The sequence below is a fragment of the Pseudomonas sp. Q12-87 genome, assembly GCF_001269755.1.
In the GTDB taxonomy this organism is placed as follows: Bacteria; Pseudomonadota; Gammaproteobacteria; order Pseudomonadales; family Pseudomonadaceae; genus Aquipseudomonas; species Aquipseudomonas fluorescens_S.
The window spans coordinates 60339-77571 of the sequence record NZ_LHVI01000024.1 but is presented as its reverse complement, the minus strand read 5'-3'; the positions used below and the strand labels follow the sequence as shown (position 1 = coordinate 77571).

18 protein-coding genes are annotated in these 17233 nt (G+C 61.5%); 10 read left to right on the top strand and 8 right to left on the bottom strand.

The features are described 5' to 3' along the window. The first annotated feature begins 162 nt into the window (after nucleotides 1–162). A complete protein-coding gene (locus tag AD663_RS18720; protein WP_003183811.1) occupies nucleotides 163–960 on the top strand; it encodes an acyl-CoA thioesterase II in 798 nt (265 codons plus the stop codon). Nucleotides 961–977: 17 nt separating this feature from the next. On the opposite strand, the gene AD663_RS18715 is transcribed toward AD663_RS18720, so the two are convergent. From AD663_RS18715 to AD663_RS18705, 3 genes are all read right to left on the bottom strand, one after another. Then, nucleotides 978–1340, bottom strand: a complete 363-nt coding sequence (locus AD663_RS18715) for an Mpo1-like protein (protein ID WP_003183809.1) — start codon at nucleotides 1338–1340, stop codon at nucleotides 978–980. Nucleotides 1341–1484: 144 nt separating this feature from the next. Beyond that, on the bottom strand, nucleotides 1485–2966 hold the full coding sequence (locus AD663_RS18710) for a methyl-accepting chemotaxis protein (RefSeq protein ID WP_053214329.1): 1482 nt from the start codon (nucleotides 2964–2966) through the stop codon (nucleotides 1485–1487). 208 nt (nucleotides 2967–3174) lie between these two features. Further along, nucleotides 3175–3981 carry a TatD family hydrolase gene (locus AD663_RS18705; protein WP_053214328.1) on the bottom strand — a complete coding sequence of 269 codons (807 nt, stop codon included), beginning with the start codon at nucleotides 3979–3981 and terminating at the stop codon, nucleotides 3175–3177. A 235-nt stretch (nucleotides 3982–4216) separates the two neighbouring features. Here AD663_RS18705 and AD663_RS18700 point away from each other — a divergent pair, with 235 nt between their 5' ends. From AD663_RS18700 to AD663_RS18690, 3 genes are all read left to right on the top strand, one after another. Further along, nucleotides 4217–5638 carry a transglycosylase SLT domain-containing protein gene (locus tag AD663_RS18700; RefSeq protein WP_053214327.1) on the top strand — a complete coding sequence of 474 codons (1422 nt, stop codon included), beginning with the start codon at nucleotides 4217–4219 and terminating at the stop codon, nucleotides 5636–5638. Between the two features lie 97 nt (nucleotides 5639–5735). Further along, nucleotides 5736–6170, top strand: a complete 435-nt coding sequence (locus AD663_RS18695; RefSeq protein WP_003183801.1) for a DoxX family protein — start codon at nucleotides 5736–5738, stop codon at nucleotides 6168–6170. 251 nt (nucleotides 6171–6421) lie between these two features. Further along, nucleotides 6422–6730, top strand: coding sequence for a hypothetical protein (locus AD663_RS18690; protein ID WP_053214326.1), 309 nt, complete (start codon nucleotides 6422–6424; stop codon nucleotides 6728–6730). Between the two features lie 9 nt (nucleotides 6731–6739). On the opposite strand, the gene greB is transcribed toward AD663_RS18690, so the two are convergent. From greB to AD663_RS18675, 3 genes are read right to left on the bottom strand one after another with little or no spacing between them, the layout of a single operon-like run. After that, nucleotides 6740–7237, bottom strand: coding sequence for a transcription elongation factor GreB (gene greB / locus AD663_RS18685; protein ID WP_003183796.1), 498 nt, complete (start codon nucleotides 7235–7237; stop codon nucleotides 6740–6742). A gap of 34 nt (nucleotides 7238–7271) precedes the next feature. Beyond that, nucleotides 7272–9776, bottom strand: a complete 2505-nt coding sequence (locus AD663_RS18680) for an ABC transporter permease (protein ID WP_053214325.1) — start codon at nucleotides 9774–9776, stop codon at nucleotides 7272–7274. Beyond that, the gene (locus tag AD663_RS18675) at nucleotides 9776–10459 is read right to left on the bottom strand and encodes an ABC transporter ATP-binding protein (protein ID WP_053214324.1); all 684 of its coding nucleotides are present in this window, start codon (nucleotides 10457–10459) and stop codon (nucleotides 9776–9778) included. The genes AD663_RS18680 and AD663_RS18675 overlap by 1 nt, the downstream gene beginning before the upstream one ends. A 10-nt stretch (nucleotides 10460–10469) precedes the next feature. Between AD663_RS18675 and AD663_RS18670 the strand changes: the two genes are divergently transcribed. The 3 genes from AD663_RS18670 (at nucleotide 10470) to AD663_RS18660 (ending at nucleotide 12560) form a co-directional block, all read left to right on the top strand. Next, nucleotides 10470–11075, top strand: coding sequence for an arylesterase (locus AD663_RS18670; RefSeq protein WP_003183790.1), 606 nt, complete (start codon nucleotides 10470–10472; stop codon nucleotides 11073–11075). Between the two features lie 56 nt (nucleotides 11076–11131). Further along, complete coding sequence (locus AD663_RS18665) at nucleotides 11132–11425, top strand: hypothetical protein (RefSeq protein WP_003183788.1); 294 nt, start codon at nucleotides 11132–11134, stop codon at nucleotides 11423–11425. A gap of 163 nt (nucleotides 11426–11588) precedes the next feature. Next, the gene (locus AD663_RS18660; protein WP_003183786.1) at nucleotides 11589–12560 is read left to right on the top strand and encodes a L,D-transpeptidase family protein; all 972 of its coding nucleotides are present in this window, start codon (nucleotides 11589–11591) and stop codon (nucleotides 12558–12560) included. Between the two features lie 123 nt (nucleotides 12561–12683). On the opposite strand, the gene oprI is transcribed toward AD663_RS18660, so the two are convergent. Then, entirely contained in the window at nucleotides 12684–12935 is a 252-nt protein-coding gene (oprI, locus tag AD663_RS18655; RefSeq protein ID WP_003183784.1) for an outer membrane lipoprotei OprI, read from the bottom strand. Between the two features lie 635 nt (nucleotides 12936–13570). On the opposite strand from oprI, the gene AD663_RS18650 reads away from it, so the two are divergent. Further along, nucleotides 13571–13852 carry a GNAT family N-acetyltransferase gene (locus AD663_RS18650; protein WP_003183779.1) on the top strand — a complete coding sequence of 94 codons (282 nt, stop codon included), beginning with the start codon at nucleotides 13571–13573 and terminating at the stop codon, nucleotides 13850–13852. An 86-nt stretch (nucleotides 13853–13938) separates the two neighbouring features. On the opposite strand, the gene AD663_RS18645 is transcribed toward AD663_RS18650, so the two are convergent. Then, nucleotides 13939–15015: a 3-deoxy-7-phosphoheptulonate synthase gene (locus AD663_RS18645; RefSeq protein ID WP_053214323.1), complete on the bottom strand. Its 1077-nt coding sequence runs from the start codon at nucleotides 15013–15015 to the stop codon at nucleotides 13939–13941. A gap of 267 nt (nucleotides 15016–15282) precedes the next feature. Here AD663_RS18645 and AD663_RS18640 point away from each other — a divergent pair, with 267 nt between their 5' ends. Both AD663_RS18640 and AD663_RS18635 read left to right on the top strand, forming a co-directional pair. Beyond that, the gene (locus AD663_RS18640; RefSeq protein WP_053214322.1) at nucleotides 15283–16236 is read left to right on the top strand and encodes a putative 2-dehydropantoate 2-reductase; all 954 of its coding nucleotides are present in this window, start codon (nucleotides 15283–15285) and stop codon (nucleotides 16234–16236) included. A 20-nt stretch (nucleotides 16237–16256) separates the two neighbouring features. After that, nucleotides 16257–17162, top strand: a complete 906-nt coding sequence (locus tag AD663_RS18635; RefSeq protein ID WP_003183773.1) for a 5'-nucleotidase — start codon at nucleotides 16257–16259, stop codon at nucleotides 17160–17162. Nucleotides 17163–17233: the final 71 nt, after the last annotated feature.

Sequence of the window (17233 nt, the reverse complement as noted above, 5' to 3'; positions counted from 1 at the left end):
GACCCACCGTATTCGCGAGCAAGCCCGCTCCCACAGTCGATTAGGGGTGGATTTAAAACTGCGGCTTATCTGTCAGCCTCTTTGGCCGGAATGAGCGCTGTGCCGCTGGCCGGGGCTGGTTAAGATTCCTTCATCCTTTTTTCTGTTGCCTTCGAGGTCGCCATGCGCTTTTCCGATTTGATCGATGCCGTGCGTCGGCAGCCAGATGCCGTGGTTATCGCGCCCGAATGGGGCCAGGGCCGCGCCAGTTTTGGTGGCTTGGTGGCGGCGCTGCAATATGAAGCGATGCGGGCCCGGGTACCGGCGGATCGCCCGGTGCGTTCGCTGGCGATCACGTTTGTCGGCCCGGTGGCGCCCGATGTGCCGGTCAGTTTCGAAGTCGACGTGTTGCGAGAAGGCAAGGCGGTGAGCCAGGTACTAGGGCGCGCGGTGCAGAACGGCCAGGTAGTGACCGTGGTGCAAGGCAGCTTTGGCGCATCGCGTGGCTCGGTGGTGGCGGTGCAGGCCGACCCCGCACCGGAATTCAAAAGCGTGGAGCAATGCCAGGAGCTGCCCTACATCAAAGGGGGCACGCCGGAGTTCATGCGCCATCTGGCGATGCGCTGGAGCGTCGGTGGCCTGCCGTTCACCGGCAACAAGTCCCGCAGCATGGGCGGCTGGGTGCGCTTGCGCGGCGACGTGAAAGAGGAGCCGTTGAACGAAAGCCATATCCTCGCGTTGGTGGACGCCTGGCCACCGGCGTTGCTGCCGCACCTCACGCAAATGGCCCCGGGCAGTACGCTCACCTGGACCATCGAGTTTGTCCAGCCATTGCTGGAGCTCACCACTCTGGACTGGTGCAAATACCTGGCCGAAATCGAGCACGCCCAGGACGGCTACGGCCACGTTGCCGCGAAGTTCTGGAGTGCCGATGACCGCTTGATTGCCATGAGTCGGCAGACAGTCACGATCTTCGGCTAAAGCTTGTATCCCACTGATCAGTGACGGTGGCGATCCCGCCAGGCGCGCCACCAGCGACCGCTGAGCAAGAATCGGGGAAAGGTCAGGAACTGTTCCACCATCAGCCGTGACACCGCGTCTTTGCGGTCACTGAATGGTTCGCTGGCCTGGGCCTCGAGGCTATGTCCGTGGCGCTGCAAGCCAAGTGCCGCGACCAGGCCGATGATGCCGATGGCGACATCGGCCAGGCTCAGGCTGAACACCCCGGACACAATCAGCAGAAACGCGATGATGAACAGCGGCACGGCAATCAGGTGCAACACCAGGTTGGTGGGGTGGCGATGATTGTCAGGGTAGGCGCGCCATTGCCAGGCCGCAAGGTTGGGGTGACGTTTGCCCATGATGCTGTTCCTTAAGTTCATGAAACCGAATAACCCAAGAATAGGCCTGCCCGGGCAGGGCGGCGAATCGCGGTTGGCTATTGACGCGATAGGGGGTCATAGCCATTTTTCCCTCTCCACAGTGAACTTGAGCAGGCCAAGGTCCTAAAGCTTCAGCTGCCCGATCGCCTTGCTCAACTCACCGGCCAACGTGGCCAATTCATGGCTGGTGGTGGCCGAGTCCACCGTTTGGCGCACGGTGTTTTCGGTCACGTCGCGAATACTCACCACCGCCCGGTTCATCTCCTCGGCGACATGGCTTTGCTGCTCGGCGGCGACAGCGATCTGTGTATTGCTTTCACGCATCTGCGCCACCGCACTGGTAATTTGCTCCAGTGCCTCGCCGGCCTCATGGGCTTGTTGCACGCAATCGTCGGCCTTGAATGAGCTTTCCTGCATGAAATCCACCGCATCCCGGGTTCCGGCTTGCAGCGCCGCGATCATGGTGGTGATTTCATCCGTGGACGACTGCACCCGCTTGGCCAGGTTGCGCACCTCGTCGGCGACCACGGCAAAGCCCCGGCCCATTTCCCCAGCCCGCGCCGCTTCGATGGCGGCGTTAAGGGCCAGCAGATTGGTTTGTTCAGCGATGCTGTGGATTACATTGACCACGCCGTTGATCTTCTGGCTGTCTTCGGCCAGGCGCTGGATCATTTCGGCGGTCTGCTGCACGCCGCAGGACAGCCCCGTGATCGACTGTTGCACGCGACTGACCACCTCGCGGCCATTGCCGGCCAGGGTGTCAGCAGTTTTCGACAGGTCGCGGGTGGCACCGGCATGCTGGGCGATGTGATGAACCGTGGCGGACATTTCGTTGATCGCCGTGGCCGCCTGATCGGTTTCGCTCTGTTGGCCGAGCATGCCGTGACGCACGTCATTCATGCTCGACGCCAGGCGCGCCGCGCCACTGTCCAGTTGCCGGGCCGTGCTGGCGACGGTATCGACCACACGTTGGTAGCCAGCTTGCATGGCGTTGAACGCCGCCGCCATCTGCCCCACTTCGTCCTTGCAGGCCAGGGGCACGCGGGCAGACAAGTCACCGGTTTTTTCCACATGCAGCATGACGTCTTTCAGCGTGTTGAGTTGGCTGAGCAAAAAGCGGATGAGCAATTGCGAGGCCCCCAGCATTGCCAGCATCAAAACGAACACGGCCACGGCGTATCGGCTGAAGCGCTCGGCAAACACCTGGCTCAGGCTGGCGCCTTGGGCCAGCACCGCAAGCTGTTGGCCGTCGCCTCGACGGATCACTTCGGCGCCCAGCAGCGGATCATCGCCGAACAGCAGGCTGGCATTGAGTTCGACCCAGCCCTGGGCCGGTGCCAGCGAAGGCAGCGGCTGTCCGTTGAACACGGGGACTTGATCGTGTTGGAGTGGCAAGAGATAGCCAGACTTGGGCAGCGCCTGCCCGACAGGCCAGGCTGCGAGCAAATGTGCCTGGGCCTGGGCGTTCGCCTGGGCCGCGTGGTTGCGCGCTTGTTGCTCCAGGTGCACGGCATAGAGCACCAGCAATAACGTGGTAACAAAGGCGACCGCATTGACCGCCCAGAATTTGTACTTCAGCGAGATATTGCTAAGCCAGGCACCCATGGAAGGTCTTCTCTGATAGCGGAAACAGCATTGGCAAGGTGCCAGTATTGTGCCGCTACCTGAGGACCTGAATGTTGACGCGTGTCAACAGACACAGCAGTACTACCCCTGTGGGAGCGAGCCTGCTCGCGATGACGGTTGATCCGCTAGCATGTGTATCGCCTGATACTCCGCTATCGCGAGCAGGCTCGCTCCCACAGGGGGGCAATCAGGAGATTGAAGGCAACCCGAAAAATGCCCGGGCGCAGGCGGTGCTGTGAGCCGCCAGGTCTTCCTGGGTTTCGCCCCGGTGCAAGGCCACCTCGCGCAAAACCTCCGGCAGATAGGCCGGCTCGTTGCGACCATTCTTGGGTTTGGGCCGCAGTGTGCGGGGTAGCAGGTATGGAGCGTCGCTTTCGAGCATCAGCCGGCCACGGGGAATTTCGCGCACCAATGGGTGCAGATGCGTGCCCCGGCGCTCGTCGCAGATCCAGCCCGTGATGCCGATGTGCAAGTCCAGGTCGAGATAGTTGAACAGGGCCTTTTTTTCGCCGGTAAAACAGTGCACCACCGCCGCTGGCAATTGGTCGCGAAACTCCCGGAGGATTTCCAACAGGCGCTGGTCGGCGTCTCGTTCATGGAGGAAAACCGGCAACTGCAATTCCACCGCCAAGGCCAGATGTTGCTCCAGGACTTTCTCCTGTTGCGGCCTGGGAGAAAAGTCCCGGTTGAAATCCAGTCCGCATTCCCCCACCGCACGGACTGGGCTTTGCCTGAGCAAGTCCTTGAGGTGCCTGGCGCTGTCAGCCGTCCATTCACTGGCGCTGTGGGGATGGATACCGGCAGTGGAAAATAGCCGCTCGGTGCTGTTGTCGAGGCGTTCGCACAGCGCCAGGGCCTGCTCGCTGCCCTCGATGCTGGTGCCCGTCAGGACCAGTTGGCAGACCCCGGCTTCATGGGCGCGCTCAAGCACCGCCTGGTGTTTATCGGCAAAACTGGGGTTGGTCAGGTTGACGCCGATATCGATGAGTTGCATGGTGCTACCTCGGCCCAAAGGCTGGAAAGCATATCAGAGCTGTAGATTTATAAGAAAAGCCAAGAACTACAACGGGTTGAGGCTGTCTGTTAAGGCCGCGAGACACATTGGATTGGTATAAAAGCCATCACTGTGCCAGTCTTCCGCACTTTTTCAGCGCCTAAAGCGCTCTGTTTCTGTCGACTCAGTCTCAATTTTCAACGAGGCGGTCGGCAGTATTCCTTCCGGAGAGTGGATGACACGTCCCCAGGTGTTGCTACTGCTGTGTTGTTCGCTGCTGCTGCCAATGCTGGCCGAAGCACGCCTGCCCGGACCGCTGCAGACCGTTGCGCCCGGCGCTACGCGCGACCTGGCGCAGATCCGCAGCAGCCGGGTATTGAAAGTGCTGGTCAATCAGAGCCGCAACAGCTCCGGTGAAGTCCAGGGCGAGCCCATTGGCGTCGAATACCACCGGCTGCGTGCCTTCGAGCAATACCTCAATGGCCATGCCCAAGACGGCCAGCAAATTACGCTCAAGATCATTCCCATGGCCAAGGACCAGTTGCTCGGTGCCTTGCAGCGCGGGGAGGGCGACCTCGTCGCGCCCGGTGAGTTGCTCCAGCCCCAGGCCGGGCAGGCGGTCAGTGCCAGCGATCCGATCCGTACCAACGTGCCGTTGCTGCTAGTGGGCATCAAGGGGGAAAAACGCTACACCCGCCTGGAGCAGCTTTCCGGCAAGACCCTGGCGCTGCCCAACGGCAGCGCGGCGGGGGACGCGGTGAGCCAGATCAATCAGAAATTGGCGCTGCTCAAGTTGCCACCGGTGAAGGTCGAGTGGGTCGATCCCACTCTGGCGGTGGAGGACGTACTGGAGATGGTCCAGGGCGGGATCTTCCACCTGACGATCGTCGAACAACCGATTGCCGAACGCTGGGGCAAGATCCTTTCCAAGCTGCGCCTGGACCGTCAGGTGCCGATCGGCGAACCAGGCGACGAATCTTGGTTCGTGCGTCGCGACGCAGGCATGCTGCGGGCAAGCATCGACCGCTTCCTGGCGACCTACAAGGCACCGTCCAACCAGGACGCAGCGTTCCTGCGCATCTACCGCCGCTTGTATCAGGTCCATTATCCCTTGGCCCGAGCCGATCGACAGCGCCTGGAGAAACTGCGTCCGGTGCTGCAAAAGCATGCCGATGCCCAAGGCATGGACTGGCTTAACCTGGCGGCCCTAGCCTTCAAGGAATCGGCCCTGCAACCCAGCGCCCGCAGTGGCTCAGGCCCCACCGGCCTGATGCAGATCACCCCTTCGGCGGCCCAGCGGGTCGGGGTGGATAACATCCAGAACCTGGATGCCAACGTGCAGGCCGGCGCCAAGTACCTGGCCATGATCCGCCGCAAATTCTTCGCCAGCCCCAAGCTCAACGAGCGCGAACGCATGGCGTTCGTCCTGGCGGCCTACAACATGGGGCCCGAGCGCGTCCAAGGCATGCGTGCCGAAGCCCGGCGACGCGGCTTGAACCCTAACCAGTGGTTCTTCCAGGTTGAACGCATTGCCATGGAGCAGGTGGGAATGGGCGCGGTCAGCTACGTTAATAGTGTGAATAAGTATTATCTGGCATTTGATCGAGAGCGTGAGTCGCTGGAGCCCACGGAGCAAAAGGTTGCGCTGCGTAAGTGATCGATTAAGTTGATTGGTATGTCGCAATAATTGCGCTGTTAGCACAAAAAATTTCGATTAGTATGGCCGCAACAACCACACACTTGGATGACCCTGCATGAGCGCCTTGATCAACAAAGTATTGTTTACCCGTGCTGGCTATGGCCTGACTGTCCTGCGCATCGTCGTCGGGATCATTTTCGCTGCCCACGGCTCGCAGAAACTCTTCGGCCTGTTCGGTGGCTACGGCTTGGCGGGGACGGCACAGTGGATGGAAAGCATCGGGCTGACGCCAGGATACGTGATGGCAACACTGGCGGGCGGTACCGAGTTCTTCGCCGGGGTGGCACTGATCATCGGCCTGCTGGCCCGTCCGGCGGCGCTGGGCCTGGCCTTCCTGTCACTGGTGGCGATCTTCTCCGTGCACATCGGCAACGGCCTGTTCATGGCCAACAACGGTTATGAATTTGCCCTGGCACTGCTGGCAGGCAGCATTGCCGTGCTGATCGAAGGGGCTGGCAAGCTGTCGGTCGATCGCGCCATCGCCAACTGATCGCAGATTTTCAGCTGAAGGCCCGTCTGGTACGGGCCTTTTTCGTGTGTGGCGATTCTTGACACCGGCCGGTCAGCTTCTCTAGGATGCCGCCCATGCGCCGATTTAAACAGCTACTTGCGGGGCGCCAGGTGACTCATCTCAGTTGCCGATAGAAGCCGGAACAACAGGGCTTCGAAATACCGCTAAAGCGCTGGTTCGGTGTTGCCTCTCACCTGCCATGCAGACTTTTGAGGCAGAGACACGACACTATGAATGCACTCAACCCCCTCGTACGTCTTGCGCCGATCACGGCGGACCTTGTGCAACGCAACCCGAAAATTCTCCTGGGCGGCACCCACCAGCCCACGCTCTTGCGATATCTCGACGGCTGGCCGCGACGCAACCACGGGCCCGCTGCTTTCCTGATCCAGTTCGTAGACGACGGCGAGTCCCTGGCCCGTTTTGCCAATGACAGTTTTGACTTGGCTGTTATCCAGTCTCCCAGTGCGGCGGACGCTCCCGAGATGATTCGGCAACTGACCCGTGTCGCACGCCAGGGTTTGATTACTCGCCGCTGAAGCTGCCGATTACGGGTAAGTGATATCCACGATGTAGACCCGCTTTTCTCCGGTAGGCGTCTGGACGCTGACTTCCGCGTCCAAGGCCTTGCCGATCAGCGCCCGTGCCAATGGTGAATCGATACTGATCAGGTTCTGCTTCAAATCCAGTTCGTCCGGGCCGACAATGCGGTAGCGTGACTCCTTGCCATCTTCGTCTTCGACAGTGACCCAGGCGCCGAAGTAAACCTTGTTCGGATCGCTGGGTTTTTCGCTGACCACCTTGAGCGCCTCGAGGCGCTTGGTGAGGAAGCGCACGCGGCTGTCGATTTCCCGCAGCATTTTCTTGCCGTAGGTGTACTCGGCATTTTCCGACCGGTCGCCCTGGGCCGCTGCCTCGCTGACCGCCTGGGTCACTTGAGGACGGCGCACATGCCACAGCTCATGGAATTCAGCACGCATCCGCGCCTCACCCTCAGGGGTGATCAGCGCGGTGCCGGCGGTGCGGGGTGGGCGATAACGGCTCATGGCAACTTCTTGTGATAGCGAAGCCGGGAGTCTATCAACCCTCGCGCAATACTGTCAGCGGGCTGGCATTGAGCGCTCGACGAGTGCCAAACACTCCGGCCGCGCCGATCAGCAGCGCGCCCACCAACGGTAATGCCAATAGCCACGGATGCGGATGCCAAGGCAGGTCGAAGGCATAGCGGTAGAGCACCAGGCTGACCAGTTCCGAACCCAGGGCTGCGAGCAAGCCGCTGACTGCCCCCAGCAGGCCAAACTCGATACGCCGCGCCTTCACCAGCAATGCTCGCCCGGCGCCGAGTGCCCGCAGCAGCGCACCTTGGCGAATCCGCTCGTCGAGGGTTGCCTGCAGGCCGGAAAACAGCACCGCCATTCCTGCCGCCAGTACAAACAGCAACACATATTCAACGGCCAGGGTCACCTGGGCGAGGATGCTGCGCAGTTGTTCAAGCAGGGCTTCGACCTGCAGGATCGTCACTGCCGGGAAGGCCCGGGACAGGTCGACAATCTGCTGGTCGTGGCCCGCCGCCAGGTAGAAGCTGGTGAGGTAGGTAGCCGGCAGGTCCTTCAGCGTGCCCGGCTGGAAAATCATGAAGAAGTTGGGTTGGAAGTTATCCCAGTTGATCTCCCGCAGGCTGGTGACCTTCGCTTCCCGGTTGACGCCGCCAACGCTGAACATCAGACGGTCGCCAAGCTTGATCTTGAGGTTTTCAGCCACTTTGCCTTCCACCGAAACCCCGGGAATATCATCCGCCGGTTGTTGCTGCCACCAAGTCCCGGCGGTGACGACGTTGCCCGCCGGCAGATCGGCCGCCCAGGTCAGGCTCAGGTCGCGTTGGAGGGCCCGGTCACCCGCTGAGTCCTTGGTGACAAATTCCGTGGCGGGTTCGCCGTTGATGCTGATGAGCCGCCCTGGCACTACGGGGTACAGCGGTGCCGATTGTGCCGACAGCGCCAGCAGCTTGTCAGTGAAGGCCTGCTTGTCGTTGGGCAGGATGTTCAGGGCGAAATAGTTCGGGGCATTTTTGGGCAACTGGTTCTGCCAGGTGTCCAGTAACTCGCCGCGCAACAGCGCGATCAACGCCATGGACAGCAGGATCAGGCCGAACGCCAGGGCCTGGCCGGCCGCCGCAAGGGGGTGGCGCAGCAGTTGCCCGAGGCCCAGCCGCCAGGGCAGGGCAGAGCGGGCCAGCAGCCGGCGCAGGCTCTGGAGCAACAGCAGCAAGAGGCCGCCGAGCACCAGTGCGGCGATGACACCGCCCCCCAGCAGCGCGAAGGTGAGGACCAGGTCCAGGCTCAGGCGCCACATGATCAGGCCGAGGGCGGCCAGCGCGGCACCGTAGACCATCCACGTGCTGGACGGGATCGGCAGCATGTCCCGGCGCAGCACGCGCAGCGGTGGCACCCGGCCCAGCGCGGCCAGCGGTGGCAGGGCGAACCCCGCCAGCGCCACCAGCCCGGTACCGACTCCGGCGAATGCCGGCAACAGGCCCCCCGCCGGTACGGTGGTGGGCAGCAGGTCGTGCAGCAAGGCGAAAAGGCCTAACTGCGCGACCCAGCCCAGCAGCGCACCACTGATGCTGGCCAGCAGGCCCAGAGTCGCCAGTTGCAGGCTGAACAACACCATGGTTTCCCGTCGCGACAGACCCAGGCAGCGCAGCAGGGCGCTGGCGTCGAAGCGTCGGGTGGCAAAGCGGTTGGCCGAAAGTGCAACGGCGACGCCGGACAGCAACACCGCTACCAGGCTGGCCATGTTCAGGTAGCGTTCGGCCTTGCCCAAGGCGCCACCGATCTGCCGGTTGCCATCGCGGGCGTCCTGCAAGCGCTGGTGGGCCTCGAGGCCCGGCTTGATCAGGTCGCGATAGGTTTGCAGCGCCGGCGCCGGGCCGCGCCACAGATCGCGATAACTGACGCGGCTGCCGGGTTGCACCACGCCGGTGGCGTCCAGGTCCTTGAGATTGATCAGCACCCGTGGGGTGAGGCTGTAGAAGTTGCCGGCGCGATCGGGCTCATAGGTCAGTACCCGGGCCAGGCGCAAAGTCTTGTTGCCGACATCGATGCTGTCTCCGATCTCCAGGTCCAGTGCCGTCAACAGCCGGGCTTCGACCCAGGCCTCGCCAGGGTTCGGACGTCCGCCGGGTTCTTCCGGAGCGAAAGGGGCCGGGGCGCTTTTCAGTTCGCCGCGCAGTGGGTAGGGATCGTCGGCAGCCTTGACGCTGGACAGCTGGATACCGTTATCGGTGGCGACGACGCTGGAGAACTCCACTACCCGAGCATGCTCCAGGCCCAATTCGGTGCCGCTGCGGATCTGCTCCGGACGGGCGGGCGCGCTGCCTTCGAGCAGCAGGTCGGCGCCGAGGAATTCGGTGGCGCGCATCATCATGGCGCCATTGAGACGGGCGCCGAAATAACCGATGGCGGTACTCGCCGCCACGGCCACCAGCAAGGCAAAAAACAATACCCGCAATTCGCCGGCGCGGGCATCGCGCAGCAATTGGCGGACAGCGAGACTGAACAGGCGCAACAGCGGCAAGCGTGCCATCAAGGCTCCAGGGGGGCGACCATCTGGCCGGCTTCAAGGCGGATCAGGCGCCGGCAGCGATGGGCCAGGCGTTCATCATGGGTGACCAGCACCAGGGTCGTGCCGCGTTCCTTGTTCAACTCGAACAGAAGGTCGCTGATGCGTTCGCCAGTGTGGCTGTCGAGGTTGCCGGTGGGTTCGTCGGCAAACAGCACGTCGGGTTCGGCGGCAAAGGCGCGGGCGATGGCCACGCGTTGCTGTTCGCCGCCCGAGAGCTGGCGGGGCGAGTGGGCCAGGCGCTGGCCCAGGCCGACGCGCTGGAGCAGTTGCGTGGCGCGTTCGCGGGCATCCTTGCGACCGTCCAGCTCCAGCGGCAGCATGACGTTTTCCAACGCGTTGAGGCTGTCGAGCAACTGGAACGACTGGAAGACAAAACCGACATGTTCGGCACGGATTCGGGCCCGCTGGTCTTCGTCCAGGGTGCTGAGGGCCTGCCCGGCGAGGGTCACTTCACCACTGCTGGGCAGGTCGAGGCCGGCCAACAGGCCCAGCAAGGTGGATTTCCCGGAGCCGGACGCGCCGACGATGGCCAGGCTTTCGCCTTTGTTCAGTTCCAGGCTGAGTTCGTGCAGGATGGTCAGTTCACCTTCCGCGCTGGTAACCACTTTGCTAAGGTCCGTCGCGGTGAGAATGCTTGAGCCCATGGAGAATCCGATGCGTGTGTGGTTTTTGAGTGCTGGCCTGGCCTTGATGTGCATGGCCCAGAGCGCAGCGGCGGGTACAGTCCTGATCGTTGGCGATAGTATCAGCGCGGCTTTCGGCCTGGATACCCGGCAAGGCTGGGTGTCTTTGCTCGAACAACGGCTCAAGGCCGAGGGTTTTGACGATAAAGTGGTCAATGCCTCCATCAGTGGCGATACCAGCGCAGGAGGCCAGGCGCGGCTGCCAGCGCTGCTTGCGGCCCATAAGCCGGACCTGGTGATCCTCGAGCTTGGCGGCAACGATGGCTTGCGCGGACAGCCGCCAACGCAATTGCAACAAAACCTTGCAGCGATGATCGACAGCTCCCGCGCCAGCGGTGCGAAGGTGCTGCTGCTGGGCATGCAACTGCCGCCCAATTACGGACGGCGCTACACCGATGCCTTTGCCCGGGTCTACAGCACCCTGGCCGAGGAGAAGAAAGTGCCGTTGGTACCGTTTTTTCTCAAGGATATCGGTGGCGTAGAGGGGATGATGCAGGGCGACGGATTGCACCCGTCCGTCGCCGCCCAGGGCAAGTTGCTGGAAAATGTCTGGCCGACGCTGAAACCGCTGCTTTGACGCTTTTCTACAGGCGGGCTTTCGGCTAATGTGGCGCCCCCGATTTGGAGCCCCCGATGCCGCGTCCCGCCTGGTCTTTGTTTGCCTACCAACTGATCGAGCCTGACGAGCAGTTGGACCTATTCGCCTGCCAGGAAGTGCGGGTGCATCTGGTGACACGCCAACTGGAGCTTGGCGGCTCGGCCGATCGGACCCTCTGTGGCAGCCTGCTCCCGGCACAGCCGCGCTGGTCAGGGGTTGATCGCAAGATTTTCCAGGACCATCGCCTGTGCTCATTGTGCCGGGCGATCCTGGAATCCCAGAAGCGTGGCACGTCGCCGATCTGGCCTGAGCTACGGTTCGAGTTGTAATTGCCCAACTCCGAAGGATGACTTCTGTGGTGGGAGCCAATCTTGTGGGCGCCAGAAGTAATGCTGCATATCGGACGCTCATTGCCAACCTCCCCGAATTAATGGGCGGCAGTGTACAATCGCCGTTTTCATACCCTTGTTCGATCTGCGAAGGATTTCCCGGATGTTGCCGCGCTTGCCTGCCGTCGCCCGCTGCCTGTCACTTGCCGCCCTGTGTATGGCGGGGCCCGTTGCCGCATTGGAGCTGCCTTTGCCACCGCCGGGTGAAGACATTGTCGGCCAGGTGCAGGTGATCAAGGCCAAATACGAAGACACCTTCGCTGACCTGGGCACCACCTATGACCTGGGTTACAGCGAGATGGTCGCCGCCAACCCGGGGGTCGATCCCTGGTTGCCGGGCGCAGGTACTGAAATCGTGCTGCCGACCCGCTTCATCCTGCCGCCAGGTCCGCGGGAGGGCATCGTGATCAACCTTGCCGAATACCGCCTCTACTACTTCCCCAAAGGCCGGAACGTGGTCTACACCTTCCCGCTGGGGATTGGTCGTGAGGGCTGGGGTTCGCCAATCGCCCATACCAGCATCATCGCCAAGACGCCAAACCCGACCTGGACCCCACCAGCCTCGATCAAGGCCGAACATGCTGCCGACGGTGACCCGCTGCCAAATGTGGTGCCGGCCGGTCCCGATAACCCGCTGGGGCCGTTCAAGTTCACCCTGGGTACGCCGGGCTATCTGATCCATGGTTCGAACAAGAAGTTCGGCATCGGCATGCGTACCAGCCACGGTTGCTTCCGGATGTTCAACAACAACGTCCTGGAAATGGCCGGCATGGTGCCGGTGGGGACGTCGGTGCGGATTATCAACGACCCGTACAAGCTGGGCGTGAGCGGCGGCAAGGTGTATCTGGAAGCTCATACGCCGCTGGACGACAAGGGCAACCCGTCGGTGGTGGACAAGCACACCGCTGTGATCAATGCGATGCTCAAGCGTGAGGACATCACCAGCAATCAGCGCATGAACTGGGATGTGGTGCGGGACGTCGTGGCTGCCGAAGATGGCCTGCCGGTAGAAGTCGCCGTGCCGAATACGTCGGCACCGATGGTGTCGAGTGCACCGATCGACCTGCAGCAATAAGAGAACCTGAAGCAACCCGCCGGCGTTTCACAATGCCGGCGGGTTTTTTATTGCCTGGAAAACACCGGGCAATAAAAAGCCGACCCAACGATGGGTCGGCTCGATAACAATCCCGAGGGACTATTACTTGCGGCTAGCTTTTTCCAGCATGCGCAGAGCACGCTCGTTAGCTTCGTCAGCAGTCTGTTGTGCTTTTTGAGCAGCAGCCAGAGCTTCATCAGCTTTACGGTAGGCTTCGTCTGCACGAGCCTGGGAGCGAGCTGCTGCGTCTTCGGTAGCAGTCAGACGTGCTTCGGTTTCTTTGGATGCGCTGCTGCAACCGGTAGCCAGAACTGCGGCCAGGGCCAGAGCAGAGAATTTCAGAACGTTGTTCATCGTGTTCCCCTTCAAGGACTTTCTATTGTGGACTGCTCCCCAGACTGGGGAGTTAGCCGGCGTACATACTACCCATTACTTGTAGTAAGTAAACTGACGTAGCGCAAGAAGCAAAAAAATTGTAGGCGGTGATTCTTTTTCGAGCAACTTTTCTGTTGGGTCGTTGAAAAAAAACACAGCGTCAAGCCCCTGACTGGAGCGCGCGGCTGAAAAAAAGTTCCGTTAGCGGTTGAACTCTTTCGGCTTGCGCTAACGTCGTTGCTTATTGATTAACCTATACTTTTGTTCATTTTTTGCGCAGGCGCCCAAGCATCTTTATTGGTATTGGGCGGTGACTTTAACTGCGCACGCTCGTCTCAAGACTCAACAACTGGCGATGTTCAGCTATTGCACCGTGACCGATTACAGCGCGACGATGGCGCTCAATCGATAAACCCGACGAGGTTTACCCCTTCGATGACAGGCGTGCCTTGAGCATTTGCGTCATTGGTGCCTACTATTCACGACGTGCTCGGGTTTGAGCGGTTCGGTTTTGGCGCTCGGTGACCAGGAAGGCACGGGGTGGCGTAGTTGTTCCTTCGCCGGAAAAACATCGGTAAGGTAGGGGTCAGCATTCAGACCCGCGAGGAGTAGTGATGAGCGAGGCGTTGTCCATCCACCATGACCAGGCTGGTCATCAGTTCGAGACCAATGTGGACGGTCATCGTGCGTATCTGACCTATATGGACCTGGGCAAGCAGACCCTGGATATCTATCGCACCTTCGTGCCCAACGCCTTGCGCGGCAGGGGCATTGCGGCGGCGCTGACAGAACGGGCGCTGCAATACGCCGAGGAAATGGGCTACACGGTGATCCCGTCCTGTTCCTACGTGGAGCGCTACATGGAGCGTCACCAGAGGCATGCGGCGAAGCTCTGAAAAAAACGATTTCCCATAAAAAACGCCGGGCTGAAGAGCCCGGCGTTTTTTTATGCGGTGTTTTTTTGTGAGCTAAAGCGGGCCGATCAGATGCGCTGGCGCTTCGGCAGTACATCCTTGAGCTTGGCGTGCATGCTGCGCAGGGTGTTCTCGGTAGCGCTCCAGTCGATGCAGGCATCGGTGATGGAAACGCCGTACTGCAAATCGGCGAGGTCTTTCGGGATCGCCTGGCAGCCCCAGTTCAAGTGGCTTTCGACCATCAGGCCGATGATCGACTGGTTGCCTTCCAGGATCTGGTTGGCGACGTTTTCCATCACCAGCGGCTGCAGCGCTGGGTCCTTGTTGGAGTTGGCGTGGCTGCAGTCGACCATGATGTTCGGCTTGATCTTCGCCTTGTTCAGTGCCTGTTCACACAGCGCGACGCTGACCGAATCGTAGTTCGGCTTGCCGTTGCCACCGCGCAGTACCACGTGGCCGTAGGCGTTGCCCTTGGTGGTCACGATCGACACGCCGCCTTCCTGGTTGATACCTAGGAAGCGGTGGGGGCTGGAAACCGATTGCAGGGCGTTGATCGCCACGGTAAGGCCGCCATCGGTGCCGTTCTTGAAGCCTACGGCCGAGGACAGGCCGGAAGCCATCTCGCGGTGGGTCTGGGATTCGGTGGTGCGCGCACCGATGGCCGACCAACTGATCAGGTCCTGCAAGTATTGCGGGGAGATCGGGTCCAGGGCTTCGGTGGCGGTGGGCAGCCCCATTTCCGCCAGGTCCAGCAGCAACTGCCGACCGATGTGCAGGCCATCCTGGATCTTGAAGGAGTCATCCAGGTACGGGTCGTTGATCAGGCCTTTCCAGCCGACTGTGGTCCGAGGCTTCTCGAAATACACCCGCATCACCAGGTACAAGGTGTCGGACACTTCCGCAGCCAGGACTTTCAGGCGCTCGGCGTATTCGTGGGCGGCCTTGATGTCATGGATCGAGCAGGGCCCGATGACCACGAACAGGCGATGATCGGTGCCGTCGAGAATGTTGCGGATGACTTCCCGGCCTTTGGTCACGGTGCGCAGGGCAGCGTCGCTCAGGGGGATATCACGCTTGAGTTGGTCAGGCGTGATGAGGGTCTCGTTGGAGGCGACGTTAAGGTCATTGATCGGTAAATCAGCCATCGTGTTACTCGTCAGGTCACGGGTGCCGGCCGCCAGCGATCCCCGCGCGGCGGTGCACAGCGGATATTAAGCGCGCCGGGGAGCCGAACCTTATCGCGTTACGAGGCCGCTCGACAATGGGCAAGGTCGGGTTTAATGCCCTATTGGCTGGGTAAGAAGCCTTCGAGGCGGGCCTGCAACAGATTCGTTAGCGGATGTAATGGAGATTGCATGCCATGCCGCTCACGCTGATAGTGTGCAGGGCCGTTTACCAGAGGAGTTGCAAAGATGCAGGCAGGCGCTAAACCGCGGATCGGAATGATCGGCACCGGTGCGATCGGCGGATTCTATGGGGTGATGCTGGCACGTGCCGGTTATGACGTGCACTTTTTGCTGCGCAGCGAGTTCGGTGCGGTGGCCGAACACGGCTTGCAGGTCGACAGCGCGGTGCACGGCGCGCTGACCCTCAACCCGGTCCAGGCATATCGCTCGGCGGCCGATATGCCGCCCTGTGACTGGTTGCTGGTCGGTGCCAAGACCACCAGCAACGCCGACCTGGCCCCGGCCATCATCCAGGCCGGTGCCAAGGGGGCGAGAGTCCTGCTGCTGCAAAATGGCCTCGATGTCGAAGACGATCTGCGACCTTTGCTCCCCGATTCGCTGCATCTGCTCGGCGGCCTGTGCCTGGTCTGCGTGCACCGCGTCGGCCCTGGGGTCGTCGCCCACCAGGCTCTCGGCGCGGTCAATATCGGTTATCACAGTGGACCTGGTAGCGACCAGGCGGAACGCATGGCGATTGTCGAAGAGGCGACGACATTGTTTCGTACCGCCGGTATCGATTCCCAGGCGATGCCTGACCTGCAACAGGCCCGCTGGCAGAAACTGGTGTGGAACGTGCCGTACAACGGTCTGTCAGTCCTGCTGGGCGCCAGTACCACGCCGTTGATGGCTGATGTCGACAGTCGCGGCTTGATCCAGGCGCTGATGGGCGAGGTGGTATGCGGTGCGCAAGCCTGCGGCCATCACATCGCGCCGGGCTACGCCGAGTACCTGTTCAGCATGACCGAGAAGATGCCCGACTACTGGCCGAGCATGCATCACGACTACGCCCACCGACGCCCATTGGAACTGGAGGCAATTTACGGTCGGCCGTTGGCGGCAGCGAAAGCGGCGGGGTGCGAACTGCCTAAGATCGAAGCCTTGTATCAGACGCTGGCGTTCATGGATCGGCGTAACCGCTGAGCCGACGAAGGGGGAGCGACATGGCAAATAACATCGACGACAAACTGGTGCTGGCGATTTCGTCGCGGGCTTTGTTCGACCTGAGTGAAAGCCACAAGGTGTATCTGTCGAGTGGTGTCGAAGCCTATCGGCAGTACCAGATCGAGCACGAAGACGAAGTCCTGGCGCCCGGGGATGCGTTCGCCCTGGTGCAAAAACTGTTGAACCTCAACGAGCACCTGGGGCGTGCCCGGGTCGAGGTGATCCTGGTTTCGCGCAACAGCGCCGACACCGGCCTTCGCGTTTTCAACTCGATTCACCATTACGGCCTGGCGATCTCGCGGGCAGCGTTCGTCGGCGGTCGCAGTCCTTATCCCTACCTCAAGGCGTTCGGCTGCGACCTGTTTTTGTCCACCCATGCTGAAGACGTGCGCAGTGCCTTGGACGCGGGGTTTGCCGCGGCGACTATCTTGTCGGGTGGGGCCAGCCGCGCCGCCAGCGAGGAACTGCGCATTGCCTTCGATGGCGATGCGGTGCTGTTTTCCGATGAATCGGAGCGTGTCTATCAGGCCGGCGGCCTGGAAGCGTTCCAGGCCAGCGAGCGTCAGGCGGCTCGCGAACCGCTGCGAGGCGGGCCATTCAAGGGCTTCCTTGCGGCGCTCAATGCGTTGCAGCGCGAGTTTCCCGAGGACGCCTGCCCCATTCGCACGGCGCTGGTCACGGCCCGTTCGGCTCCGGCCCATGAGCGGGTGATCCGGACGCTGCGTGAATGGGATATCCGTCTGGACGAGTCTTTGTTTCTCGGCGGCCTGACCAAATCAGCCTTCCTTGAAGCGTTCGCCGCCGACGTTTTTTTCGACGACCAGACCGGTCATTGCGAACTGGCTCGCGAGGTGGTCGCCACCGGTCATGTGCCCCATGGCATCAGTAACGAAGTCAAGCCTTAGTGCCCGTGGTTCGGGACGTTACACCGCACGCCGCACTCTCCAAGGCACTGCTAAGCTGAATCAATCTCCGC

Coding starts and splice junctions, on each gene's coding strand:
- AD663_RS18720 (WP_003183811.1), top strand. CDS start 163: ATGCGCTTTTCCGATTTGATCGATGCCGTGCGTCGGCAGCCAGATGCC.
- AD663_RS18715 (WP_003183809.1), bottom strand. CDS start 1,340: ATGGGCAAACGTCACCCCAACCTTGCGGCCTGGCAATGGCGCGCCTAC.
- AD663_RS18710 (WP_053214329.1), bottom strand. CDS start 2,966: ATGGGTGCCTGGCTTAGCAATATCTCGCTGAAGTACAAATTCTGGGCG.
- AD663_RS18705 (WP_053214328.1), bottom strand. CDS start 3,981: ATGCAACTCATCGATATCGGCGTCAACCTGACCAACCCCAGTTTTGCC.
- AD663_RS18700 (WP_053214327.1), top strand. CDS start 4,217: ATGACACGTCCCCAGGTGTTGCTACTGCTGTGTTGTTCGCTGCTGCTG.
- AD663_RS18695 (WP_003183801.1), top strand. CDS start 5,736: ATGAGCGCCTTGATCAACAAAGTATTGTTTACCCGTGCTGGCTATGGC.
- AD663_RS18690 (WP_053214326.1), top strand. CDS start 6,422: ATGAATGCACTCAACCCCCTCGTACGTCTTGCGCCGATCACGGCGGAC.
- greB (WP_003183796.1), bottom strand. CDS start 7,237: ATGAGCCGTTATCGCCCACCCCGCACCGCCGGCACCGCGCTGATCACC.
- AD663_RS18680 (WP_053214325.1), bottom strand. CDS start 9,776: ATGGCACGCTTGCCGCTGTTGCGCCTGTTCAGTCTCGCTGTCCGCCAA.
- AD663_RS18675 (WP_053214324.1), bottom strand. CDS start 10,459: ATGGGCTCAAGCATTCTCACCGCGACGGACCTTAGCAAAGTGGTTACC.
- AD663_RS18670 (WP_003183790.1), top strand. CDS start 10,470: ATGCGTGTGTGGTTTTTGAGTGCTGGCCTGGCCTTGATGTGCATGGCC.
- AD663_RS18665 (WP_003183788.1), top strand. CDS start 11,132: ATGCCGCGTCCCGCCTGGTCTTTGTTTGCCTACCAACTGATCGAGCCT.
- AD663_RS18660 (WP_003183786.1), top strand. CDS start 11,589: ATGTTGCCGCGCTTGCCTGCCGTCGCCCGCTGCCTGTCACTTGCCGCC.
- oprI (WP_003183784.1), bottom strand. CDS start 12,935: ATGAACAACGTTCTGAAATTCTCTGCTCTGGCCCTGGCCGCAGTTCTG.
- AD663_RS18650 (WP_003183779.1), top strand. CDS start 13,571: ATGAGCGAGGCGTTGTCCATCCACCATGACCAGGCTGGTCATCAGTTC.
- AD663_RS18645 (WP_053214323.1), bottom strand. CDS start 15,015: ATGGCTGATTTACCGATCAATGACCTTAACGTCGCCTCCAACGAGACC.
- AD663_RS18640 (WP_053214322.1), top strand. CDS start 15,283: ATGCAGGCAGGCGCTAAACCGCGGATCGGAATGATCGGCACCGGTGCG.
- AD663_RS18635 (WP_003183773.1), top strand. CDS start 16,257: ATGGCAAATAACATCGACGACAAACTGGTGCTGGCGATTTCGTCGCGG.